The organism is Serratia sp. B501, from assembly GCF_051172315.1.
In the GTDB taxonomy this organism is placed as follows: Bacteria; Pseudomonadota; Gammaproteobacteria; order Enterobacterales; family Enterobacteriaceae; genus Serratia; species Serratia ureilytica.
In genome coordinates this window covers 1190567-1208393 of sequence record NZ_JBPIZB010000001.1, presented here as the reverse complement: position 1 = coordinate 1208393, position 17827 = coordinate 1190567, and the positions used below count along the sequence as shown (strand labels likewise).

The following is a 17827-nucleotide window of genomic DNA, read 5'->3' as shown; positions in this document are numbered from 1 at the left end:
GACGGCAAGAAAACGAAAGTGATAGTGATTAGTTTATTGATTTAAATGGATTTAATTTTTTGTTAGGGCGTACCCCTAAGGGGATGAAGGCGCTATTTCCGCCGCCAACTACTTGCATGCGGGTTGATATACATCAACTTTGCCGCCGGGGCCGCCCCCTAGGGTGTGCGGAATGATCCCCCGTGTCTGAGGTTTTTATGTCGCAACTTGCAACGCCTTCATCAAAGAAAACCGGTGCGCTGATTCAGGACTGGCGCCCTGAAGACAGCGCTTTTTGGCAGCAGCGTGGCCAGCGCATCGCCACCCGCAACCTGTGGATTTCCATTCCCTGTCTGCTGCTGGCCTTCTGCGTCTGGATGCTGTTCAGCGCCGTCGCGGTCAACCTGAACAAGGTCGGCTTCAATTTTACCACCGACCAGCTGTTTCTCCTGACGGCGCTGCCGTCGGTCTCGGGCGCCATTTTGCGCGTACCGTATTCCTTCGTGATCCCGTTGTTTGGCGGCCGTCGCTGGACCGCCATCAGCACCTGCTTCCTGCTGGTGCCCTGCCTGTGGCTCGGGTTTGCGGTGCAGGACAGCAGTACGCCGTACAGCGTGTTCGTCATTATTTCCCTGCTGTGCGGTTTCGCCGGCGCCAACTTTGCCTCCAGCATGGCCAACATCAGCTTCTTCTTCCCGAAAGCGCGTCAGGGCGGGGCGTTGGGGCTCAACGGCGGGTTGGGCAATCTGGGCGTCAGCGTCATGCAGCTGGTCGCGCCGCTGGCGATTTCCTTCAGCCTGTTCGGCCTGTTTGGCGGCACGGCGCAAAACCAGGTGGAGGGGGGCCAGCTGTGGCTGGAAAACGCCGCCTGGATCTGGGTGCCGTTCCTGCTGGTCGGCACGTTGGCGGCCTGGTTCGGCATGAACGATCTGGCGGCGGCCAAGGCATCGCTGCGTCAGCAACTGCCGGTGCTCAAGCGTGGGCATCTGTGGATGCTGAGTCTGCTGTATCTCGCGACCTTTGGCTCTTTCATCGGTTTCTCCGCCGGCTTCGCCATGCTGTCGAAGACGCAGTTCCCCGACGTGGTGATCTTGCATTACGCGTTTTTCGGGCCGTTCCTGGGGGCGCTGGCGCGGCCGGTCGGCGGCGCGTTGTCTGACCGTTTCGGCGGTGTGCGGGTGACGTTGATCAACTTTGTGGTCATGGCCGTTTTTGCCGCGCTGTTGTTCCTCACCTTGCCGAGTGCGGGCGAGGGCGGGTCGTTCATCGCCTTCTACGGTATCTTTATGGTGCTGTTCCTCACTGCGGGGCTGGGCAGCGGATCGACTTTCCAAATGATCGCCGTTATTTTCCGCAAAATCACCGTCGATCGCGTTAAAGCGGCCGGCGGCAGCGATGAAAGCGCGCAGCGTGAGGCGGTAACCGATTCCGCCGCCGCGTTGGGCTTTATCTCGGCGATTGGCGCCGCCGGCGGCTTCTTCATTCCGCAGGCCTTTGGCACCTCACTGGCGCTGACCGGTTCACCCGCGGGCGCGATGAAAGTGTTCCTGGTGTTTTACATTTTGTGCGTCGTGATCACCTGGGCGGTGTATGGCCGCAAGAAAAAAGGCTGAGTGTCAAACGACTTTCTCTATCCCTCCCGACAGGGGAGGGATATTTCGTTCATACCGAAACTTCTCTCTTCTCCTCCTCAGTGAAATTTTCTGCCTTTAGGTAAAATTCTCACCCCCGCTTGCCGTTTTTTTCTTTTTTTATAGTTATATCTCTCAATGTATGAATCCTTTCTCACAAAAGGTTTATATTATTCACGCGGTTTTTTCGTTTTGTTGAGCGTGTTCTTACTATTAAACAATTAATGCTTTTTCCTGCGTTTAAATGAAATTGCTTAGGAGAATACCTAATTGATGTGCGTATTATAAAATCAGCAATAGGGTTTTGTCTTAGATGCTGCGCCCGTTGGATGGAATGAACGCCGGAGTTAAATCAGATAACTCTCATTCTGTTTTTTCCGTCTTTTTGTAGTCTATCTGACGTTCAGATTAGGTGGAAAAACAGAATGAATTCAGGGCGTAGAATGAAATTTCACAATTTCATTCGATTAACAATTAAGCAACGCCGTTAGTTTTTTCTTTCTAAATCAAAGAGGTGCTGGTTTGAATTTTACGGTAGCCAGGAAAGAAATCCATGTTACCAACAGGGAAATAGAGTCGTCTGGATAAACGGAAAATCCTGAATCAGGCTTAATGTAAAAAATGAAATCAGAAAATTTTTATAAAAGCCAATATCCGATGAGTGCAACCTGTTGAGTTTACATTTAATTTCTTGAACATTTTTTGATATTTCTATACAAAGTGTGCAGGACAGGCACGCTAAGGAAATTAAAAGTGAATCTTGATAAAAGAATAAAGATTAGGAATCTCGATGTTCTGACTCCTGCCGGGGAGAAATTCCGTCTGCGTTGGAAGGAGTATCAAATTCTTTCGCTGCTTGTCGCCAGATCCCCCGAGCTGGTTACCCGAACGGAAATTATAGAAAATATCTGGAAAGGAACCTATTGTTCAGATTCAACGATAAATCAAACAATTAAATCCATCCGTCAGAAAATTAGCGATTCGGAACACACGCTTATCAGAACCATTCCACGCTTGGGTTACAAGGTGGAAAATCAAGCGGCTTTTCACTTTATATCTGAAGATGAAGACTACGCCGATGATGATATATTAAACGGTAACGATGATATTGACGTTGATATTCAAGCGGAACTTTCTGAAAGTGAAAATGAATCGCCTGTAGCCAACGACGAGAAAATAGTTAAGCCGCGTAAATCGACCCTCGTTTCTGCGCCTGTTGCGGCGATGGATTCCTCTCAAGATCCGGCGCATGAAAAGAAGTCGCTATCCGTGCGCCGTTTTTTCAGCGTGCCTGCCAGTCGCGTGGTGAAATACCTGACGGTGTTCGCCTCGTTACTGGTTATTTCACATTTTTCATATGTCCTGGGCAACCAAACCCGTCCGCCGGTGATCAATGATATTCAGAACAACACGCGCGTGGTGTTGACGCTGACGCTGAATAATCCCCATACCAACAGCCCGCAAACGCTGTTCTGTCTGTACCAGGGAGAGAACATGGATCAGGCCACCATCGAATGTGTCGATCCTAAACAAGGCCAGCTGAAATTGCCGGTAAAATATGAGACCTCTTCCTCCACCGGTAAAGGTCGGATTAATCTCATATTGCCGAATAAAACCTTGCAATATCAAGTTGCTTACGATGTTAAAAATTAGCGCTGAATGAGGTTTTATCTATAGCGATAATTTTACATTTGATGAAATCTTTTATTTCATTATTTGTTATTTGAAAGCCAGGTTCGATTTGTCCAGTCTGGAACTCATTGCCTAACGCGTATTAGCGCCTGTCCCAATCGGGTGACGGGAATAATGAGAACCTGCTGAGTGACAAATTATGGATAAGCGTAAAGTAGCTATTATCGGGGGTTCCGGTTTTATCGGAACACGCCTGGCGAAACGTCTCAGTAAGCGCGATGATCTGACATTGGTCATCGTCGATAAGCAACCCAGTGCACATTTTCCATCCCTTTATCAGTATGGCGATGTGACTCAACCTCAGACTTTGCAAGAACCGCTGGCGGGCTGTGACGCCATCATTAATCTGGCGGCGGAGCATCAGGACAATGTCGATCCCATTTCGCTCTATTATCAGGTCAATGTCGAAGGCGCACGTCATGTCTGCATGACCGCCTCTGCATTGAATATCCGCCAAATCATTTTCACCTCCTCGGTCGCCGTTTACGGGTTCGTCAAGCAGGAAACCGGCGAAGAAGGGCGTTTCGAACCTTTCAACCATTACGGCAAGTCCAAGCTCGAGGCGGAATATGTTTATGAGGCCTGGCGCAAGGCAGACGCCGCAAATAAATTGACCATCATCCGTCCGACGGTGGTGTTCGGCGAAGGCAACCGCGGCAACGTGTATAACCTGTTCCGCCAGATCGCCAGCGGCCGCTTCGTGATGATTGGCAGCGGCAATAATATGAAGTCGATGGCTTACGTCGAGAATATTGCTGCACGGTTGGAGCATGCGTTGGATCAGCAGTCCAGTTATCAGGTCAGCAACTATGTCGATAAACCGGACTTTACGATGAATCAGCTGGTCGACGTTATTTCCTCTTCATTGGGCAGAGAAAATAAGACGATTCGCATTCCTTACGCCTTGGGAATATGCGGCGCAACCGCATTGGATGTCGTGAGTAAAATAAGTCGAAAGAAATTTCCAATCAGTCGCGTCAGAGTGCAGAAATTCTGCGCCAGAACGCAATTTAAAAGCAATGTGCAGAATAATTTCGTGGCGCCGGTCGAACTTGATTCGGCAATCGAAAGAACCATTAAACATGAGTTTTCTGATAGATAACTTAATCGCACGCTGACGTTATTTCGATATTTTCGCTGACAAGCGGATAAATCTGCATTTTCAGGATTAGCGCATGCTGACTTATATCCTGGCCGGATCAATTTTGTTTTTGTTAATAGCGCATTGGGAGCTGTAACTCAAGGGCGGTAGCGTGCTTATTCGCAGGAGGAACGATGTTATATCAACTGAGCGTGATATTTGTGCTGGCGGTGGCGTGGGTGCTTATTGCCCGCCGCGCCGCCTTGGTGGTGGGGTTAGTGGATAAGCCCAATGCGCGCAAGCAACATCTGGGGCACATTCCGCTGGTCGGCGGCATCGCCGTGTACCTGACGCTGATGCTGATGACGCTGTGGCAACCCGCCTGGCTGCCCGAAAGCACGATCTACCTGCTGTGCATAACGGCGCTGGTGGTGTTGGGCGTGCTGGATGACCGCTTTGATCTGCCCGTGGCGCCGCGCGTCATGGTGCAGGGAGGGATCGCGCTGGCGATGATGCTGGCGGCAGGGATGCAACTCTCCTCGCTGGGTTATGTCTGGGGGCATCAGGAAGTGATGCTCGGCTATGGCGCGTTGCTGCTCACGCCGCTGGCGGTATGGGGAGCGATCAATGCCTACAACATGGTGGATGGCATCGATGGGCAGTTGGGCGCTTTGTCCTGCGTCACCTTCGTCGCGCTGGCCATCGTGTTCGGGCTGGGCGGCCGGGAAGACCTGGCGCTGTGGTGTCTGGGCCTGATCGCCGCTCTGGCGGCTTATCTGCTGTTCAACCTGAGTCTGTTCGGTGCCCGTAGCAAGATCTTTATGGGGGATGCCGGCAGCATGGTGATTGGCTTCAGCGTGCTGTGGCTGGTGTTGCTGGCGACCCAGGGACCGCAGGCGGTGATGCGCCCGGTGACCGCGCTGTGGCTGATCGCCATTCCTCTGATGGACATGGTGTCGGTGATGGTGCGCCGCCTGCTGCGCCGCCAAAGCCCATTCAAAGCGGGGCGCGATCATTTGCACCATATTCTGATGCGTCGCGGACTGAATGCGCGCCAGGCGCTGGCGATGAGCACCATGCTGGCGGTGACGCTGGCCTGCATCGGCATCTGCAGCGAAGTGCTGAAACTGCAAGAGAGTTTGATGCTGGTGGCGTTTCTGCTCTGTTTTTGCGGCTATTTCGCCCTGTTGCGCGAGCCGCGTCAGGCGACGGTGTTCAGCGATAATCCGACCGTCGGCCGTTAATCCCCTCACGGGCTGCGGCGGCAGCCCGTTTATCACGGTACTTCCATGAATTTTCATTTGCCTCTTTTGATGCCGTTGGCCTTTACCTCCGCGCTGTTGAGCGGGTGTACGGTGATTCCCGGCTCACATTTACCTACCAGCGGAAAAGCCGTCGTCGTGCAGCAAGACGACGGTTTTGATTTGAATAACCAGGTGCAGGTCTACCGCATGTCGCCGATGTTGCTGCAGAAAATGCGGCGCGTAGAACCGGTCGCCCGGCCGAACCCGGCGCTGGATCAGCGGCTGCAGAACTATCAATACCGTATCGGCGTCGGCGACGTGTTGAACGTCACCGTCTGGGATCACCCTGAGCTGACTACGCCGGCCGGGCAGTACCGCAGCGCCAGCGACACCGGTAACTGGGTCCATGCCGATGGCACGATTTTTTATCCCTATATCGGGCGAGTGGCGGTGGTGGGCAAAACCGTCACCGAAGTGCGCAGCCTGATCGCCGGCCGTCTGGCGCAGTATGTGGAAAGCCCGCAGGTGGATGTCAGCATCGCCGCTTTCCGTTCGCAGAAGGCTTATGTGACCGGTGAGGTGAAAACCTCCGGCCAGCAGGCGATCACTAACGTGCCGCTGACCATCCTGGATGCGATCAACGCCGCCGGCGGCCTGACGGAGAACGCCGACTGGCGCAACGTGGTGCTGACCCATCAGGGCAAGGATCGGGCCATCTCGCTGCAGGCGCTGATGCAGCGCGGCGACATCAGTCAGAACGCGTTGCTGCAGCCGGGTGACATCCTTTACGTCCCGCGCAATGACGAACTGAAAGTGTTCGTGATGGGCGAAGTGGGCAAGCAAGCGACGCTGAAGATGGATCGCAGCGGCATGACGTTGACCGAGGCCCTCGGCTCTTCCGAAGGGATCAGCCAGACGGTCGCGGATGCGACCGGGGTATTCGTGATCCGGCCGAGCGGCGGCAAAACGCCGCAGCGGCTGGCGACGCTGTATCAGTTCGATCTTTCCGACGCCAGCGCGCTGGCGATGGGCGCTGAATTTCAGCTGCAACCTTACGACGTCGTGTACGTCACTGCGGCGCCGGTCGCGCGCTGGAACCGTTTGATCAGCCAGCTGGTGCCGACCATCAGCAGCTTTAACGATCTCAGCGAGGCTACCTTGCGCGTGCGCAACTGGTAAATCCGCAGGATGAATAAGGAACAGAAGATGAAGAACAATGCGCTGTCCGTGATGGTGGCCGAACAAGATGAAAAGCTGGAGTGGGAGCGTCTGGTAGGGCCGCTTTGGGATAACCGCTGGCGGATCGCCGTCGTAACCGGCGTGGCCGGCGCGCTGGGCGTCGCCTATGCCCTGTTGGCGACCCCGGTGTATCAGGCCACGGCGGTGGTGCAGGTGGAGAAACAGCTGTCCGGCGACTCGCTGCTGCGCGAAACGCTGGACAGCTCGATGGGGCAGAATTCGGCGACGCAGGATGAAGTGACGCTGGCCAAGTCGCGCTACGTGCTCGGCAAAACGGTGGATGCCCTTGGCCTGACGGTGCGCGTCGAGCCGGACTATTTCCCGGTATTCGGTAAAGGTTTTGCCCGACTGAGCGGCGAAAAGGTGCCGGTGCTGGATATCGCCACGTTGACGACGCCGCCGGAAATGGAGGGCGAAGCGCTGACGCTGACGGTGCGCGATGGGCAGCATTACGAGCTGAGCCATGACGGCGCCAAACTGTTCAGCGGCGCGGTCGGGCAGCCGGTGGCGCAGGGCGGATGGAACATGGCCGTCTCGGCGCTGGACGCGGCGCCGGGCGCCAGCTTCACGGTGGTCAAAGTCGCGCGCCAGAAAGCGGTGGACGATCTGCGCAAAAATCTTGACGTAGTGCCGGGCGGTAAAGACAGCGGCATCATGACCTTTACGCTGCCGAGCGAAGATCCGCAGCGCGCCGAGGCGGTGCTGAAGAACATCACCGACAACTACCTGCAGCAGAACGTGGATCGCAAAACGGAAGAGGCGCAGCGAATGCTTGCGTTCCTGCAAGAGCAACTGCCGCAAACGCAAACCTCGCTCAACAACGCCGAAACCCAGCTCAATCAGTTCCGTCAGCAAAACGACTCGGTGGATCTGTCGCTGGAAGCCAAATCGGTGTTGGACACGCAGGTGCAGCTCGAAGCGCAGCTCAATGAACTGACCTTCAAGGAAGCGGAGATCTCCAAGCTCTATACCCGCGCGCACCCGGCTTACCGGGCGCTGCTGGAAAAGCGCGCCACGCTGGAAGCGGAAAAGGCGCGGCTGGGCAAACAGGTGCAGACGCTGCCGAAAATGCAGCAGGAGATCCTGCGTCTCACCCGAGATGTGCAGGTGGATCAGCAGGTTTACATGCAGCTGATGAACAAGCAGCAGGAGCTGAGCATCAGCAAGGCCGGCACGGTAGGCAACGTGCGCATTATCGATGAAGCGGAAACCGCCATTCGGCCGATCCAGCCGCAAAAGATGCTGATCGTGCTGTTGGCGCTGCTGCTGGGCGCCGGGGGCGCCGCTGCGGTGGTGCTGTTGCGCGCGGCCTTCCACCGCGGCATCAATGATATCGATACGCTGGAGAAGCGGGGCATCAACGTCTACGCCACCGTGCCGCTGTCGCCGTGGCAGGTGAAGCGCAACCGCGAGCAGCGTCATCTGTTGCCCAAATCCGGCGGCCGGCGCCTGCCGATCCTGGCGGTGGCCGAGCCGACGGATCTGTCGGTGGAGGCAATCCGCAGCCTGCGTACCAGCCTGCATTTCGCCATGCTGGAAGCCAAAAACAATATTCTGATGGTCTCCGGTGCCAGCCCGGAAAGCGGCAAGAGCTTCACCAGTACCAACCTGGCGGTGGTCGTGGCGCAGGCCGGGCAGCGGGTATTGCTGATCGACGCGGATATGCGCAAAGGCTTTCTGCATCGCTGGCTGGCCGAGGATGGACATCGCGGTTTGTCCGACATGCTGGTGGGCGACGTGATGGCGGAACAGGCGGTGCGAAAAACCGCCATCGCCAACCTGGACTTCGTGCCGCGCGGCCAGGTGCCGCCGAATCCGTCCGAACTGCTGATGCATCGCCGCTTCGCCGACTTCCTGCGCTGGGCCGGGCAAAACTACGATCTGGTGCTGATCGATACGCCGCCGATTCTGGCGGTGACGGATGCGGCGATCGTCGGTCATCACGCCGGCACCTCGCTGCTGGTGGTGCGTTTTGAAGTGAACACCGTCAAGCAGATCGAAACCAGCATGCGCCGTTTCGAACAGAATGGGGTGGCGATCAAAGGCGTGATCCTCAACGGCATGGTAAAAAAATCCGCCACCGATGCGGGTTACTACGCCTTCGCCTATCCGAGCCATCAGGAAGAAAAGGTGCCGTAAGCGCATGAAAGCGATGCTGATGAACTCTTTGTGGTTAATGCTGGAGCGGGTATCGCTGAGTCTGTCGGGGATTTTCGTTTCGGTGTACGTCGCGCGCTATCTCGGGCCGGCGCAATACGGTTTGATTAACTACTTGCTGTCGGTGATCGCCATCGCCGTGCCGCTGGTGCAACTGGGGGCGGACGCGGTGCTGTTCAACCGCGTCGCCAAACGGCGCCGGAGCGGCATGCGGCTGATGCTGGCTTCGATGCGCATCCGCCGCCAGCTGTTTGCGCTGATCGCGCTGCCGCTGATGGCCTGGACGCTGTTGACGCAGGATCGCACCAACCAAATCATGATGCTGCTGATGTTGATCAGCGCGTATTTCTCCGTGCAGGACGTCTACAAAATCTATTACGACGCGCTGCTGAAGTCGAAGTTGAACACATTGATCAACAACGTCGCGCTGTTGCTGTCGATCGTGATGCGGCTCGGCCTGGTGTACGCGCAATTGCCGCTGGTGTGGTTTGCGCTGCCCTATGTGCTGAGCAGCCTGCTGCCTTATGCGGTGCGCTGGGTGCTGTTCCGTCGCGAGCAGGCGCAGATGCCGGCGATCAGCGGCAGACACAAACGGCGCTACGGCCGCTACCTGTTCAGCGTCGGCTTGCCGCTGGCGATCTCCAGCCTGTCGATCGTCATTTATACGCGCATCGATCAGATCATGCTGGGCAACTATTTGGGAGAACACAGCGTCGGGCTTTACAGCGCCGCCATCACGCTGAGCCAGGGGTGGGTATTCGTGCCTATCGCGCTGATCATGTCGATGATGCCAGGCGTGGCGAACGCCGGTTCGGAGCAGGAACAAGAGGCGCGCATTCGCCAGCTGTATCTGATGGTGCTGGTGCTTTCGATGCCGGTGATAGCGGTGCTGTCGCTGTTTCCGCAGCAGATAGTCGCGCTGATGTTCGGCGACAGTTACCGGCAAACGGCGACCATTCTGGCGCTGTGCTCGGTGACGTCGCTGTTCTCGGTGATGGGAACGGTGTCTTACCGCGCCATCGTGCTGTTCAGCGGCTATCGATTCATCGCCATCAAAATGCCGCTGGCGGCGTTGGCCAACGTGGTGATGAATTTCATCCTGATCCCGCGCTACGGGATCATGGGCGCGGCGATATCGACGTTGATCACGGAGTTTATTTCATTCTTTGTGCTCAACAGCTTTTTCAGAGGAGGAAAAATTACGCGTTTGCAGGTGACTTGCTATCGGTGTTTTCCGCAATTAATAGGGAAGGTACGAGAAATATATGTTAAATAATCTGGTGAAAGGGTTATACCGACGTATGCCCGATGCAATATATCATCAGTTAAAATACGCAATGTTTTTCCGCAAGGTGCCGCATCTGGCTCATCCGGTGGGGTACAGCGAAAAACTGATGCGTAGGAAAGTTTATCCACTGGCGATATATACGCAGCTATCCGATAAATATCGGGTGAGAGAGTATATCGAACAGCTATGGGGCAAAGAGTATTTGATCGATCTTTACGCGCACGGCAACGAATTTACGGAAGAGATGTATCAGCAGCTGCCCGAGTCGTTTGTGATTAAAGCCAACCATGGCAGCGGATATAACAAGCTGGTATTTGATAAAAGCCAAACCGGTTATAACGAACTGCGGGTGTTGACCAACAGTTGGCTGCGGCAAAGTTTTTATCAGGTTTATCGCGAGCGGCATTATAAAGATATTCCACCTTGCATCATGGTGGAAAGAATGCTGATCGACGAAGGGCAAATACCGAACGACATCAAGATCCACTGTTTTAATCTTGACGGTGAGGTGCGCTTCTTTATTCAGATCGATTATCAGCGCTTTATCGATCATCGCCGCGATTTCTTTGATGCGGACTGGAACCGCACCGAGATCCGCATGGGCGTGCCGAACAGCGACGTGCCGATGTCGTGCCCCAGCGGGCTAAAGGAGATGCTGCGGCTGGCGCGCCAGGTGGCGGAACAATTCTCGTACGTACGCGTCGATTTTTATCAGGTGCAGGATCGCATTTATTTTGGCGAGCTGACTTTCACCCCGGGGGCCGGATTACAACGGCTGATGCCAGAAACGATTGAACAAGAATGGGGAGGGTATTTTCATACGTAGCTGAAACAGGCCGTTGGCTGCGCGTACTCGACCCGAGGCGGGGGGATAACCGGGCAGGGATATGCTGCGATAACAAACTTTTTCTCTGGCATCAGGCTGCACTCGCCAGTTGATAATAGCTTTTGAGGTATTAAATGGACTTATCAATTGTTATTCCCGCTTTTAATAATTCAAACCATCTCGCCGCCACGCTGGCGCGCATGACCCATTATTGCGCCGGTTTTGATTATGAAATTATCGTGGTCGATTATTCATCGGAAGCCGGTGAGTCGGAAAAAATACACGGACTGTTGGCGGCGAATCATCGCGCCAGGCTGCATGAAAGCCGGGTGCGCGGCAATATCGCCGTCGCCTGCAATATCGGTTTTCGCCTGGCGCGTTCTGAGGTGGTTTTTTTTCTGGAACCGGAAGATATGTTTGGCACCAATTATATCATCCGGCGCTTGAGACGGCATGAGGACACGCGGATCGATATCGTGTTCGGCAATTACACCACGGTCAACGACAAGAATGTGCGCAGCTACGTGTTTAATTATCAAGAGGGCGTGGCCGGGGAAGATTTCTTATTTATCGAGATGGGAGATATTCGCACCTCGACCATCAGCGTGCGCAAGAAACAAGACCGGCGGTTTTTATTTCCGGAGTTTTTGGCCCGTTACCAGGACTGGGGGTTTTTGGTCAACGCCACCAACCTGGGCGCCCGGGTGGTTCACGATCAGGGCGGTGGGGTGTTCATCCGCTGCGGCGACGAGGATCTGAACCGCTGCCGATTGAACATCGACGCCAGCGAACGCTTTATCGATACCTATCTGCAGGCCAGCGGCCGTTATATCAGCGGCTTTGCCTGTAAACACCTGCTGGCTTCGCTGTACAGCGAAGATCTGCAGGCTTTCAACTACTACTCATCGCGCATGGAGCGCCACACCCTGAGCGGCAAATTCAAGGCGATCAAGCTGTATGGCGACTGTCTGGCCAGGCTGGGACTGTTTCCATTGGGGGGGAGGCTGCTGCGCACGGCCCGCGAGGGATTACGGAGGTGACATGCAACCGCGGAAAATCGCAATTGTAATCGAAGACATCGGCGGCAAAGGCGGCACCGAACGGGTGGCCAGCAGCCTGGCCAATGCGCTGACCACCCGCTTCGGCCACCAGGTCGAACTGATATCCATCTGCGGGGATCGGGCGTTCTATCCGTTGGAGCCGGCGGTGACGCTGCGCTTCATGCGCGGCAAGACGCTGCTCTGGCCGTGGCGCCTGGCGCTGTTCTTACGCCGCGGCCGCTATGACGCCATCATCACCGTCTCGATGGGGAAACTCTCGGTGATCATGGTGCCTTACCTGCGGCTGTTGTGTCCCGGCAGCCGCTTGGTGCTGAGTGAACATGTCAGTTTCCACCAGTATCCGTGGCCGATGAAGTGGCTGAAGGTGCTGATCTACCGGCTGGGCGATCGCACCGTGCTGCTGACGCAAAAAGATCTGGCGAATATCGGCCGCTGGGTGCCCGCCCGCAAATGTCGGGTGATTGAGAACGTGTCGCCGTTTCCGCTGCGGGCGCCGCATCCGGAACAGCAACAGCCGGTGGCGCTGGCGGTCGGCCGACTGTGCCACCAGAAAGGCTTCGACCGGCTGATCGCCGCCTGGCGGCAGGTGGCGCAGCAGGCGCCGGAGTGGCGGCTGCACATCGTCGGCGATGGCCCGGATCGGGCGGCGTTGCAACGGCAGATCGCCGATTACGGGCTCGACGACCGGGTGCAGCTGCTGCCGGCCACCGCGGATATCGCCGGGCATTACCGGCAGGCGAGCCTGTTGCTGATGACCTCTCGCTACGAAGGCCTGCCGATGGTGCTGATCGAAGCCATGAGCTTCGGCCTGCCGCTGGTGGCTTTCGACTGTCTGACCGGCCCGGCGGAGCTGATCGACGATCGCGAAAACGGTTATCTGGTGGCGGACGGCGACGTCGACACCTTCAGTCAGCGCGTCCTGGCGCTGATCGGCGACGACGAACTGCGTCGCCGCTTCTCCCACCGTGCGTTGGAAAAGGCGCAGCGGTTTGTGCCTGAACGTATTTACCCCCAGTGGCAAGAGCTTATCGTCTGAGGTAATCATCATGGAAAAAGTGTCCGTCATTATGCCGGCTTATAACGCCGCCGGTTTTATCCGCGAGTCGATCCTTGGCGTATTGAATCAAACTTATCAGGACTATCACCTGTATGTGATTGACGACGCCTCCACCGACAACACCGCTGAGGTGGTCAAGCCGTTCATTCACGATCGGCTGACCTACATCCGCAACAACGCCAATCAGGGGGTGGCCGAAACGCGCAACATCGCCATCGAGGCGGCGCGCGGCGACTACATCGCGTTTTGCGACAGCGACGATGTTTGGCACCCGAATAAGCTGGCCCGCCAGGTCGGCATCCTTAAAACCCAGCGTTACGACGTGGTCTGCTCGCACTATTACACCTTCGAGAATGACCTGGCGCAGGTGAAAAATTACCGCGGCGCCGGGGAGATCATCGCCTACCGCGACATGTTGAAAAGCAACTGGATCGGCAACCTGACCGGCATGTACAACCAGCGCCGGGTCGGCAAGGTCTACCAGCGCAAGGTCGGGCATGAAGACTACGTGATGTGGCTGTCTATTCTGGAGCGTGCGCGCAATCGCCTGGCGTACTGCATTCCGGAGCCGCTGGCGTTTTACCGGCTGTCCGCCAATTCGCTGTCCGGCAACAAGATCCGCGCGGCGGACTGGCAGTGGCAGATCTACCGTCGTCATCTGGGGCTCTCTTATCAAAAATCCTGCTACCTGTTCTTCTCCTATCTGTACAGCGCGGTGATGAAAAGACAATGACCAGCAAAATCTTGAACGCAGCCTGCGTGCTGATCGGATGCGGGCTGGCGGCTCAGGCCGGGGCGGCGGGCTGCGAGACCAATCTGCTGACCAACCCCGGCTTTGAGCAGGGACAGACGGGCTGGTCGCTGCCGCCGGCCAAGGTGGTCTCCGGCGGCCGCAGCGGCCGCGCCAGCCTGTACTACAGCAATCCTGACCCGGCGGAGTATCACCAGATGCTGCAAACGCTGCAGGTGAAAGCGGGCCAGACGATCGCGTTCGGCGTGTGGGTGCGCGGCGATAACCTGCGCGGCAAAGGCGATCAGCCGGGCGCCGGGGTGTACGTCGAAAGCTATGACGCCAAGGGGCGCCACCTGGCCGGCAGCTACCCGCAAGGCCTGCTGGGCAGCAGCGGTTGGCAGCCGGTGGAAGGCAGTTTCACCGTGCCGGCAGAGGCCACCACCACCGTACTGGGGCTGTATATGCGCATGGGCACGACCGGCAACGCCTGGTTCGACGATGCCTACGTTTGCAGCCAGCCGACGGCGCCGGCGTTGTATCAGATGCGAGCCGGCGGGCAATCGGCCTCCAGCCTGATCGAAGTGCAGCAGCCTCAGGAAGTGCAGGTGGAAAGTACGCTGCTCGATAGCCAACGCACCGCGGTGCGGCAGGAGAGCCGCCGCTACCATGTCGCTGAGCGTCAGCGCGTAGAGTTCTCGCTGCCGGCCAACCTGGCCGCCGGCGAGTACCGCCTGCAGCAGCAGGTGACGGACGTGGCGTCGAAGCACAGCCGGAGCAGCGAAATGCCGGTCAGCATCGGCGAGGCGCCGCCGAAAGTGGCGTTGGACGAGCAGGGCTATACGCTGCGGCAGGGCAAGCGCTTCTTTCCGCTGGGCATCTACATGTACGGCAACATGGCGACCGATGAGCATCTGGCGCGCATCCGCGACGCCGGTTTCAACACCGTGCTGAATTACAACTACGGCGCAGGGCGCGACCCGTACGCCTATTTCCGCAAAACGCAGCAGTACGGGCTGCAGGTGATTTTCTCGCTGAAGGATTTCTACCCCGGCCTCGACTCTGCGCCGAAAACGCGCCTGAGCTACCCGCAGTTGACGGCGTCTTATGTGGAGAAGTTTAAAACTCAGCCGAACCTGCTCGCCTGGTACATCAACGATGAGCTGGCGCCGAAGTACGCGCCGCAGATAGAGCAGATGCATCTGCAGGTGAAGCAACAAGACCCTGACCATCTGACCTTTCAGGCGCTGAATCAGACCGGCGCGCTCAACGCCTATTTCAACAGTTCCGACGTGTTGGCCAGCGATCCTTATCCGGTCGGACGCGATGCCGACATGACGCGCACGCTGGAATACTCGCGCCTGACGGTGCAGGTGGCGCGTCAGGCGAAGGGCGCCTGGCTGGTGATGCAGATCATGGATCACGCCGCCTATGAGCCGCACCGCAAGCCGCGCCAGCCGAGCGAAGCGGAGATCCGCAACCAGGCCTGGCTGGGGCTGATCGGCGGCGTCAAAGGGCTGCTGTTCTACTCCTATACCGACCTGTTCTACAAGCGCCGCAGCGATGATTTCAACCAACAGGAATTCGACGGTATCTGGCAAGGGGTTGCCCGCGTGGCGCAACAGATCGACAGCTTCACGCCGTACCTGCTCTCGGGCGAAAGTGCGACGCTGTCCGGCAACAACACCGCCGTACCGGCGCGGCTGTTTATCGACGGCGAGCGCGGCCTGGTGCTGATCGCCAACCCGTACTATCGGCCGATGGCCGCCCGTTTTGACTTGCCGCCCGGCTGGCGCTGGCAGGGGCAGCCGCAGATCGACGCCAAATTGCCCGCGGTGGGCAGCAGCGCGCTGTGGGTGCAACGAGACACTAGCAATCAATAAGGATACCCGTTCATGACTATCACGCTAAGCCTGATCGTCCCGGTGTATAAGGTGGAAGCCTACATCGAAGCGTGCCTGGACTCGGTGCTGAGTCAATTGCCCGACTGGGCGGAAGTGATCCTCGTCGATGACGGCAGCCCGGACGGCTCCATCGCCGTCGCGCAAGAGGTGCTGTGCCGTTATCCGGCGTTGAAAACGCAGGTCAGCATCCTGCGCCAGGAAAACCAGGGGTTGAGCGCCGCGCGCAACGCCGGGATCGCCCATGCCGAAGGCGAATATCTCGGTTTTCTGGACTCCGACGACGTGCTGCTGCCGGGCTATTTCAGCATTTTGGGGCGCCTGCTGGCGGATAACCCGCAGGTGGAAATCGTGGCGTTCAACGCCCAGCGCTTCTCGCGGCTCAAAAACGGCAAGATAGAACCGGATGGCCTGATGGCGATCGTGCCCGGCAACGCCGCGCCACAGGAACGCGAGCCGCATATGGCGCTGCTGGCGGACAGTTTTAACCGCAGCCTGTGGTACGCCTGGGCGCGGATTTATCACCGTTCGCTGTTCAACGACGCCGCGTTTCCGGCGGGGCGCAACTTCGAGGATATCCAGCTGATCCCGCAGCTGTATCTGAAAGCGAACCGCATCGTGGTGTGCGACACGCCGTTGGTAGGATACCGCGCTAACCCCAACGGCATCACGCGCGCGCCGAAGCGGCGGGATTTGGACGATCTCGATTACGCCATCGAGCGCGCTGACAGCGGGCGTCGCCGCGAGGGGGGGAAGGGATTCCACTCGGTGCTGTTCGTCACCACGCTGAAGGCGCGCCTGCTGGTCGGGCTGGACTTCTTCGGCCTGCGCGACGCGCTGCGGGAAACCGCCGAGCTGAAACGGCGCTATGCCCGGCTGCGGGCGGAGGAGCGGCAAATGCTGAGCCGCAAGAACCGCCTGTTCTACCGCAGTCCGCTGGTCTACTACCTGATGGCCAGTCTCTACAACCGTTTCGGGTGAATCTGACCGTGCCCGAACGACGATAAACCCGTGTGGAAGCCCATTATGAGTATCAAAGTCAGCGTCATTATTCCGACCTATGGCCGCAGCGAACTGCTGGCGCGCGCCATCGACAGCGTCCTGGCGCAAACCCATCAGCCGGTGGAGATCGTGGTGGTGGACGATAATCCGCCGAACCATCCGCAGCGCCAGGCCACCCGCGAACGGCTGGCCGGCTATATTGCCGCCGGGCAGATCGTCTATTGCCCGCGCGCGCGCAACGGCGGCGGGGCGCGGGCGCGCAACAGCGGCATCCTGCACGCCACCGGGGAATACCTCACTTTTCTGGACGACGACGATTATTACCATCCGGAGAAGATCGCCCGTCAGCTGGCCTTTATGCAGCGCGGCGATTACCCCGTCAGCCTGTGCGATATGGATATTCTGCAGGACGGCCAAATCAGCGCCGAGCGCTATTACCGCGCCCGCTGCGACGGGCTGGAGGACTTCATGCTGGCCGGCGTCGCTTACACGCCGATGATCATGCTGCGCCGCGAGGCAGCGATCGCGGTGCGCGGGTTCTTCAATACCCCGCGTTATCAGGATCATATCTTCATTTATCGCCTGCTGGCGGCGGGCATGCGCATCGGCACGTTGCACGAGCGCCTGGCGGTGCATAACGATCACGACGGTGAGCGTATTACCTCCAGCCCGAAAGGCATCATCGGCTATCACAACAAAATGCGGTTCGAGCGCCGGTTGATGCCGCAGATTTCGCCGCGGGCGCGCAAGGTGATGCGGCTGCGCCACACCTGCATCACGTCGCGCATCATCACCGACAGCCGAAGCCGCCTCGGCGGCGTGCTGCACGGCATGAAGGGCATCATCTACGTCAACAGCGGGGTGATGGCCGGCGTTTACATGAAGAACATTCTGCGCAACGTCTTCTTCCGCGGCGTCCCTTTCTGAAACCCGACGCGG

Annotated in this window: 14 protein-coding genes; all 14 read left to right on the top strand. The window is 57.5% G+C overall.

The features are described from left to right. Positions 1-197: 197 nt before the first annotated feature. The 14 genes from ACSBQV_RS05950 to ACSBQV_RS05885 all read left to right on the top strand — a co-directional run bounded on the left by ACSBQV_RS05950 (position 198) and on the right by ACSBQV_RS05885 (position 17815). On the top strand, positions 198-1592 hold the full coding sequence (locus tag ACSBQV_RS05950) for a NarK family nitrate/nitrite MFS transporter (protein WP_099785968.1): 1395 nt from the start codon (positions 198-200) through the stop codon (positions 1590-1592). A gap of 771 nt (positions 1593-2363) precedes the next feature. Further along, complete coding sequence (locus ACSBQV_RS05945; protein ID WP_033650894.1) at positions 2364-3263, top strand: transcriptional regulator; 900 nt, start codon at positions 2364-2366, stop codon at positions 3261-3263. A gap of 178 nt (positions 3264-3441) precedes the next feature. Further along, complete coding sequence (locus tag ACSBQV_RS05940) at positions 3442-4404, top strand: NAD-dependent epimerase/dehydratase family protein (protein ID WP_033643442.1); 963 nt, start codon at positions 3442-3444, stop codon at positions 4402-4404. Between the two features lie 173 nt (positions 4405-4577). Further along, the gene (gene wecA / locus ACSBQV_RS05935; RefSeq protein ID WP_099785966.1) at positions 4578-5627 is read left to right on the top strand and encodes a UDP-N-acetylglucosamine--undecaprenyl-phosphate N-acetylglucosaminephosphotransferase; all 1050 of its coding nucleotides are present in this window, start codon (positions 4578-4580) and stop codon (positions 5625-5627) included. Positions 5628-5672: 45 nt separating this feature from the next. Continuing rightward, positions 5673-6806, top strand: coding sequence for a polysaccharide export protein (locus ACSBQV_RS05930; RefSeq protein WP_033650895.1), 1134 nt, complete (start codon positions 5673-5675; stop codon positions 6804-6806). Positions 6807-6833: 27 nt separating this feature from the next. Further along, positions 6834-9005, top strand: coding sequence for a polysaccharide biosynthesis tyrosine autokinase (locus ACSBQV_RS05925; protein ID WP_099785959.1), 2172 nt, complete (start codon positions 6834-6836; stop codon positions 9003-9005). A 4-nt stretch (positions 9006-9009) separates the two neighbouring features. Then, the gene (locus ACSBQV_RS05920) at positions 9010-10299 is read left to right on the top strand and encodes a flippase (protein ID WP_099785957.1); all 1290 of its coding nucleotides are present in this window, start codon (positions 9010-9012) and stop codon (positions 10297-10299) included. Then, positions 10289-11137: an ATP-grasp fold amidoligase family protein gene (locus ACSBQV_RS05915; RefSeq protein ID WP_099785955.1), complete on the top strand. Its 849-nt coding sequence runs from the start codon at positions 10289-10291 to the stop codon at positions 11135-11137. Before ACSBQV_RS05920 ends, ACSBQV_RS05915 begins: the two co-directional genes overlap by 11 nt. Positions 11138-11271: 134 nt before the next feature. Further along, positions 11272-12177, top strand: a complete 906-nt coding sequence (locus tag ACSBQV_RS05910; protein WP_033643435.1) for a glycosyltransferase family 2 protein — start codon at positions 11272-11274, stop codon at positions 12175-12177. Position 12178: 1 nt separating this feature from the next. Then, entirely contained in the window at positions 12179-13234 is a 1056-nt protein-coding gene (locus ACSBQV_RS05905) for a glycosyltransferase family 4 protein (RefSeq protein ID WP_099785953.1), read from the top strand. Positions 13235-13244: 10 nt separating this feature from the next. Then, positions 13245-13988, top strand: a complete 744-nt coding sequence (locus ACSBQV_RS05900; RefSeq protein WP_033643433.1) for a glycosyltransferase family 2 protein — start codon at positions 13245-13247, stop codon at positions 13986-13988. Then, positions 13985-15868 carry a carbohydrate-binding protein CenC gene (locus ACSBQV_RS05895; protein ID WP_099785951.1) on the top strand — a complete coding sequence of 628 codons (1884 nt, stop codon included), beginning with the start codon at positions 13985-13987 and terminating at the stop codon, positions 15866-15868. Before ACSBQV_RS05900 ends, ACSBQV_RS05895 begins: the two co-directional genes overlap by 4 nt. A gap of 12 nt (positions 15869-15880) precedes the next feature. Next, on the top strand, positions 15881-16867 hold the full coding sequence (locus tag ACSBQV_RS05890) for a glycosyltransferase family 2 protein (protein WP_099785949.1): 987 nt from the start codon (positions 15881-15883) through the stop codon (positions 16865-16867). A gap of 45 nt (positions 16868-16912) precedes the next feature. Next, entirely contained in the window at positions 16913-17815 is a 903-nt protein-coding gene (locus tag ACSBQV_RS05885; protein ID WP_099785947.1) for a glycosyltransferase family 2 protein, read from the top strand. The last annotated feature ends 12 nt before the right edge of the window (positions 17816-17827 follow it).

Bases quoted from the DNA above. Each gene is read 5' to 3' on its own strand.
- ACSBQV_RS05895 (WP_099785951.1), top strand. From the start codon at position 13,985: ATGACCAGCAAAATCTTGAACGCAGCCTGCGTGCTGATCGGATGCGGG.
- wecA (WP_099785966.1), top strand. From the start codon at position 4,578: ATGTTATATCAACTGAGCGTGATATTTGTGCTGGCGGTGGCGTGGGTG.
- ACSBQV_RS05885 (WP_099785947.1), top strand. From the start codon at position 16,913: ATGAGTATCAAAGTCAGCGTCATTATTCCGACCTATGGCCGCAGCGAA.
- ACSBQV_RS05900 (WP_033643433.1), top strand. From the start codon at position 13,245: ATGGAAAAAGTGTCCGTCATTATGCCGGCTTATAACGCCGCCGGTTTT.
- ACSBQV_RS05940 (WP_033643442.1), top strand. From the start codon at position 3,442: ATGGATAAGCGTAAAGTAGCTATTATCGGGGGTTCCGGTTTTATCGGA.
- ACSBQV_RS05915 (WP_099785955.1), top strand. From the start codon at position 10,289: ATGTTAAATAATCTGGTGAAAGGGTTATACCGACGTATGCCCGATGCA.
- ACSBQV_RS05930 (WP_033650895.1), top strand. From the start codon at position 5,673: ATGAATTTTCATTTGCCTCTTTTGATGCCGTTGGCCTTTACCTCCGCG.
- ACSBQV_RS05925 (WP_099785959.1), top strand. From the start codon at position 6,834: ATGAAGAACAATGCGCTGTCCGTGATGGTGGCCGAACAAGATGAAAAG.
- ACSBQV_RS05905 (WP_099785953.1), top strand. From the start codon at position 12,179: ATGCAACCGCGGAAAATCGCAATTGTAATCGAAGACATCGGCGGCAAA.
- ACSBQV_RS05950 (WP_099785968.1), top strand. From the start codon at position 198: ATGTCGCAACTTGCAACGCCTTCATCAAAGAAAACCGGTGCGCTGATT.
- ACSBQV_RS05890 (WP_099785949.1), top strand. From the start codon at position 15,881: ATGACTATCACGCTAAGCCTGATCGTCCCGGTGTATAAGGTGGAAGCC.
- ACSBQV_RS05910 (WP_033643435.1), top strand. From the start codon at position 11,272: ATGGACTTATCAATTGTTATTCCCGCTTTTAATAATTCAAACCATCTC.
- ACSBQV_RS05920 (WP_099785957.1), top strand. From the start codon at position 9,010: ATGAAAGCGATGCTGATGAACTCTTTGTGGTTAATGCTGGAGCGGGTA.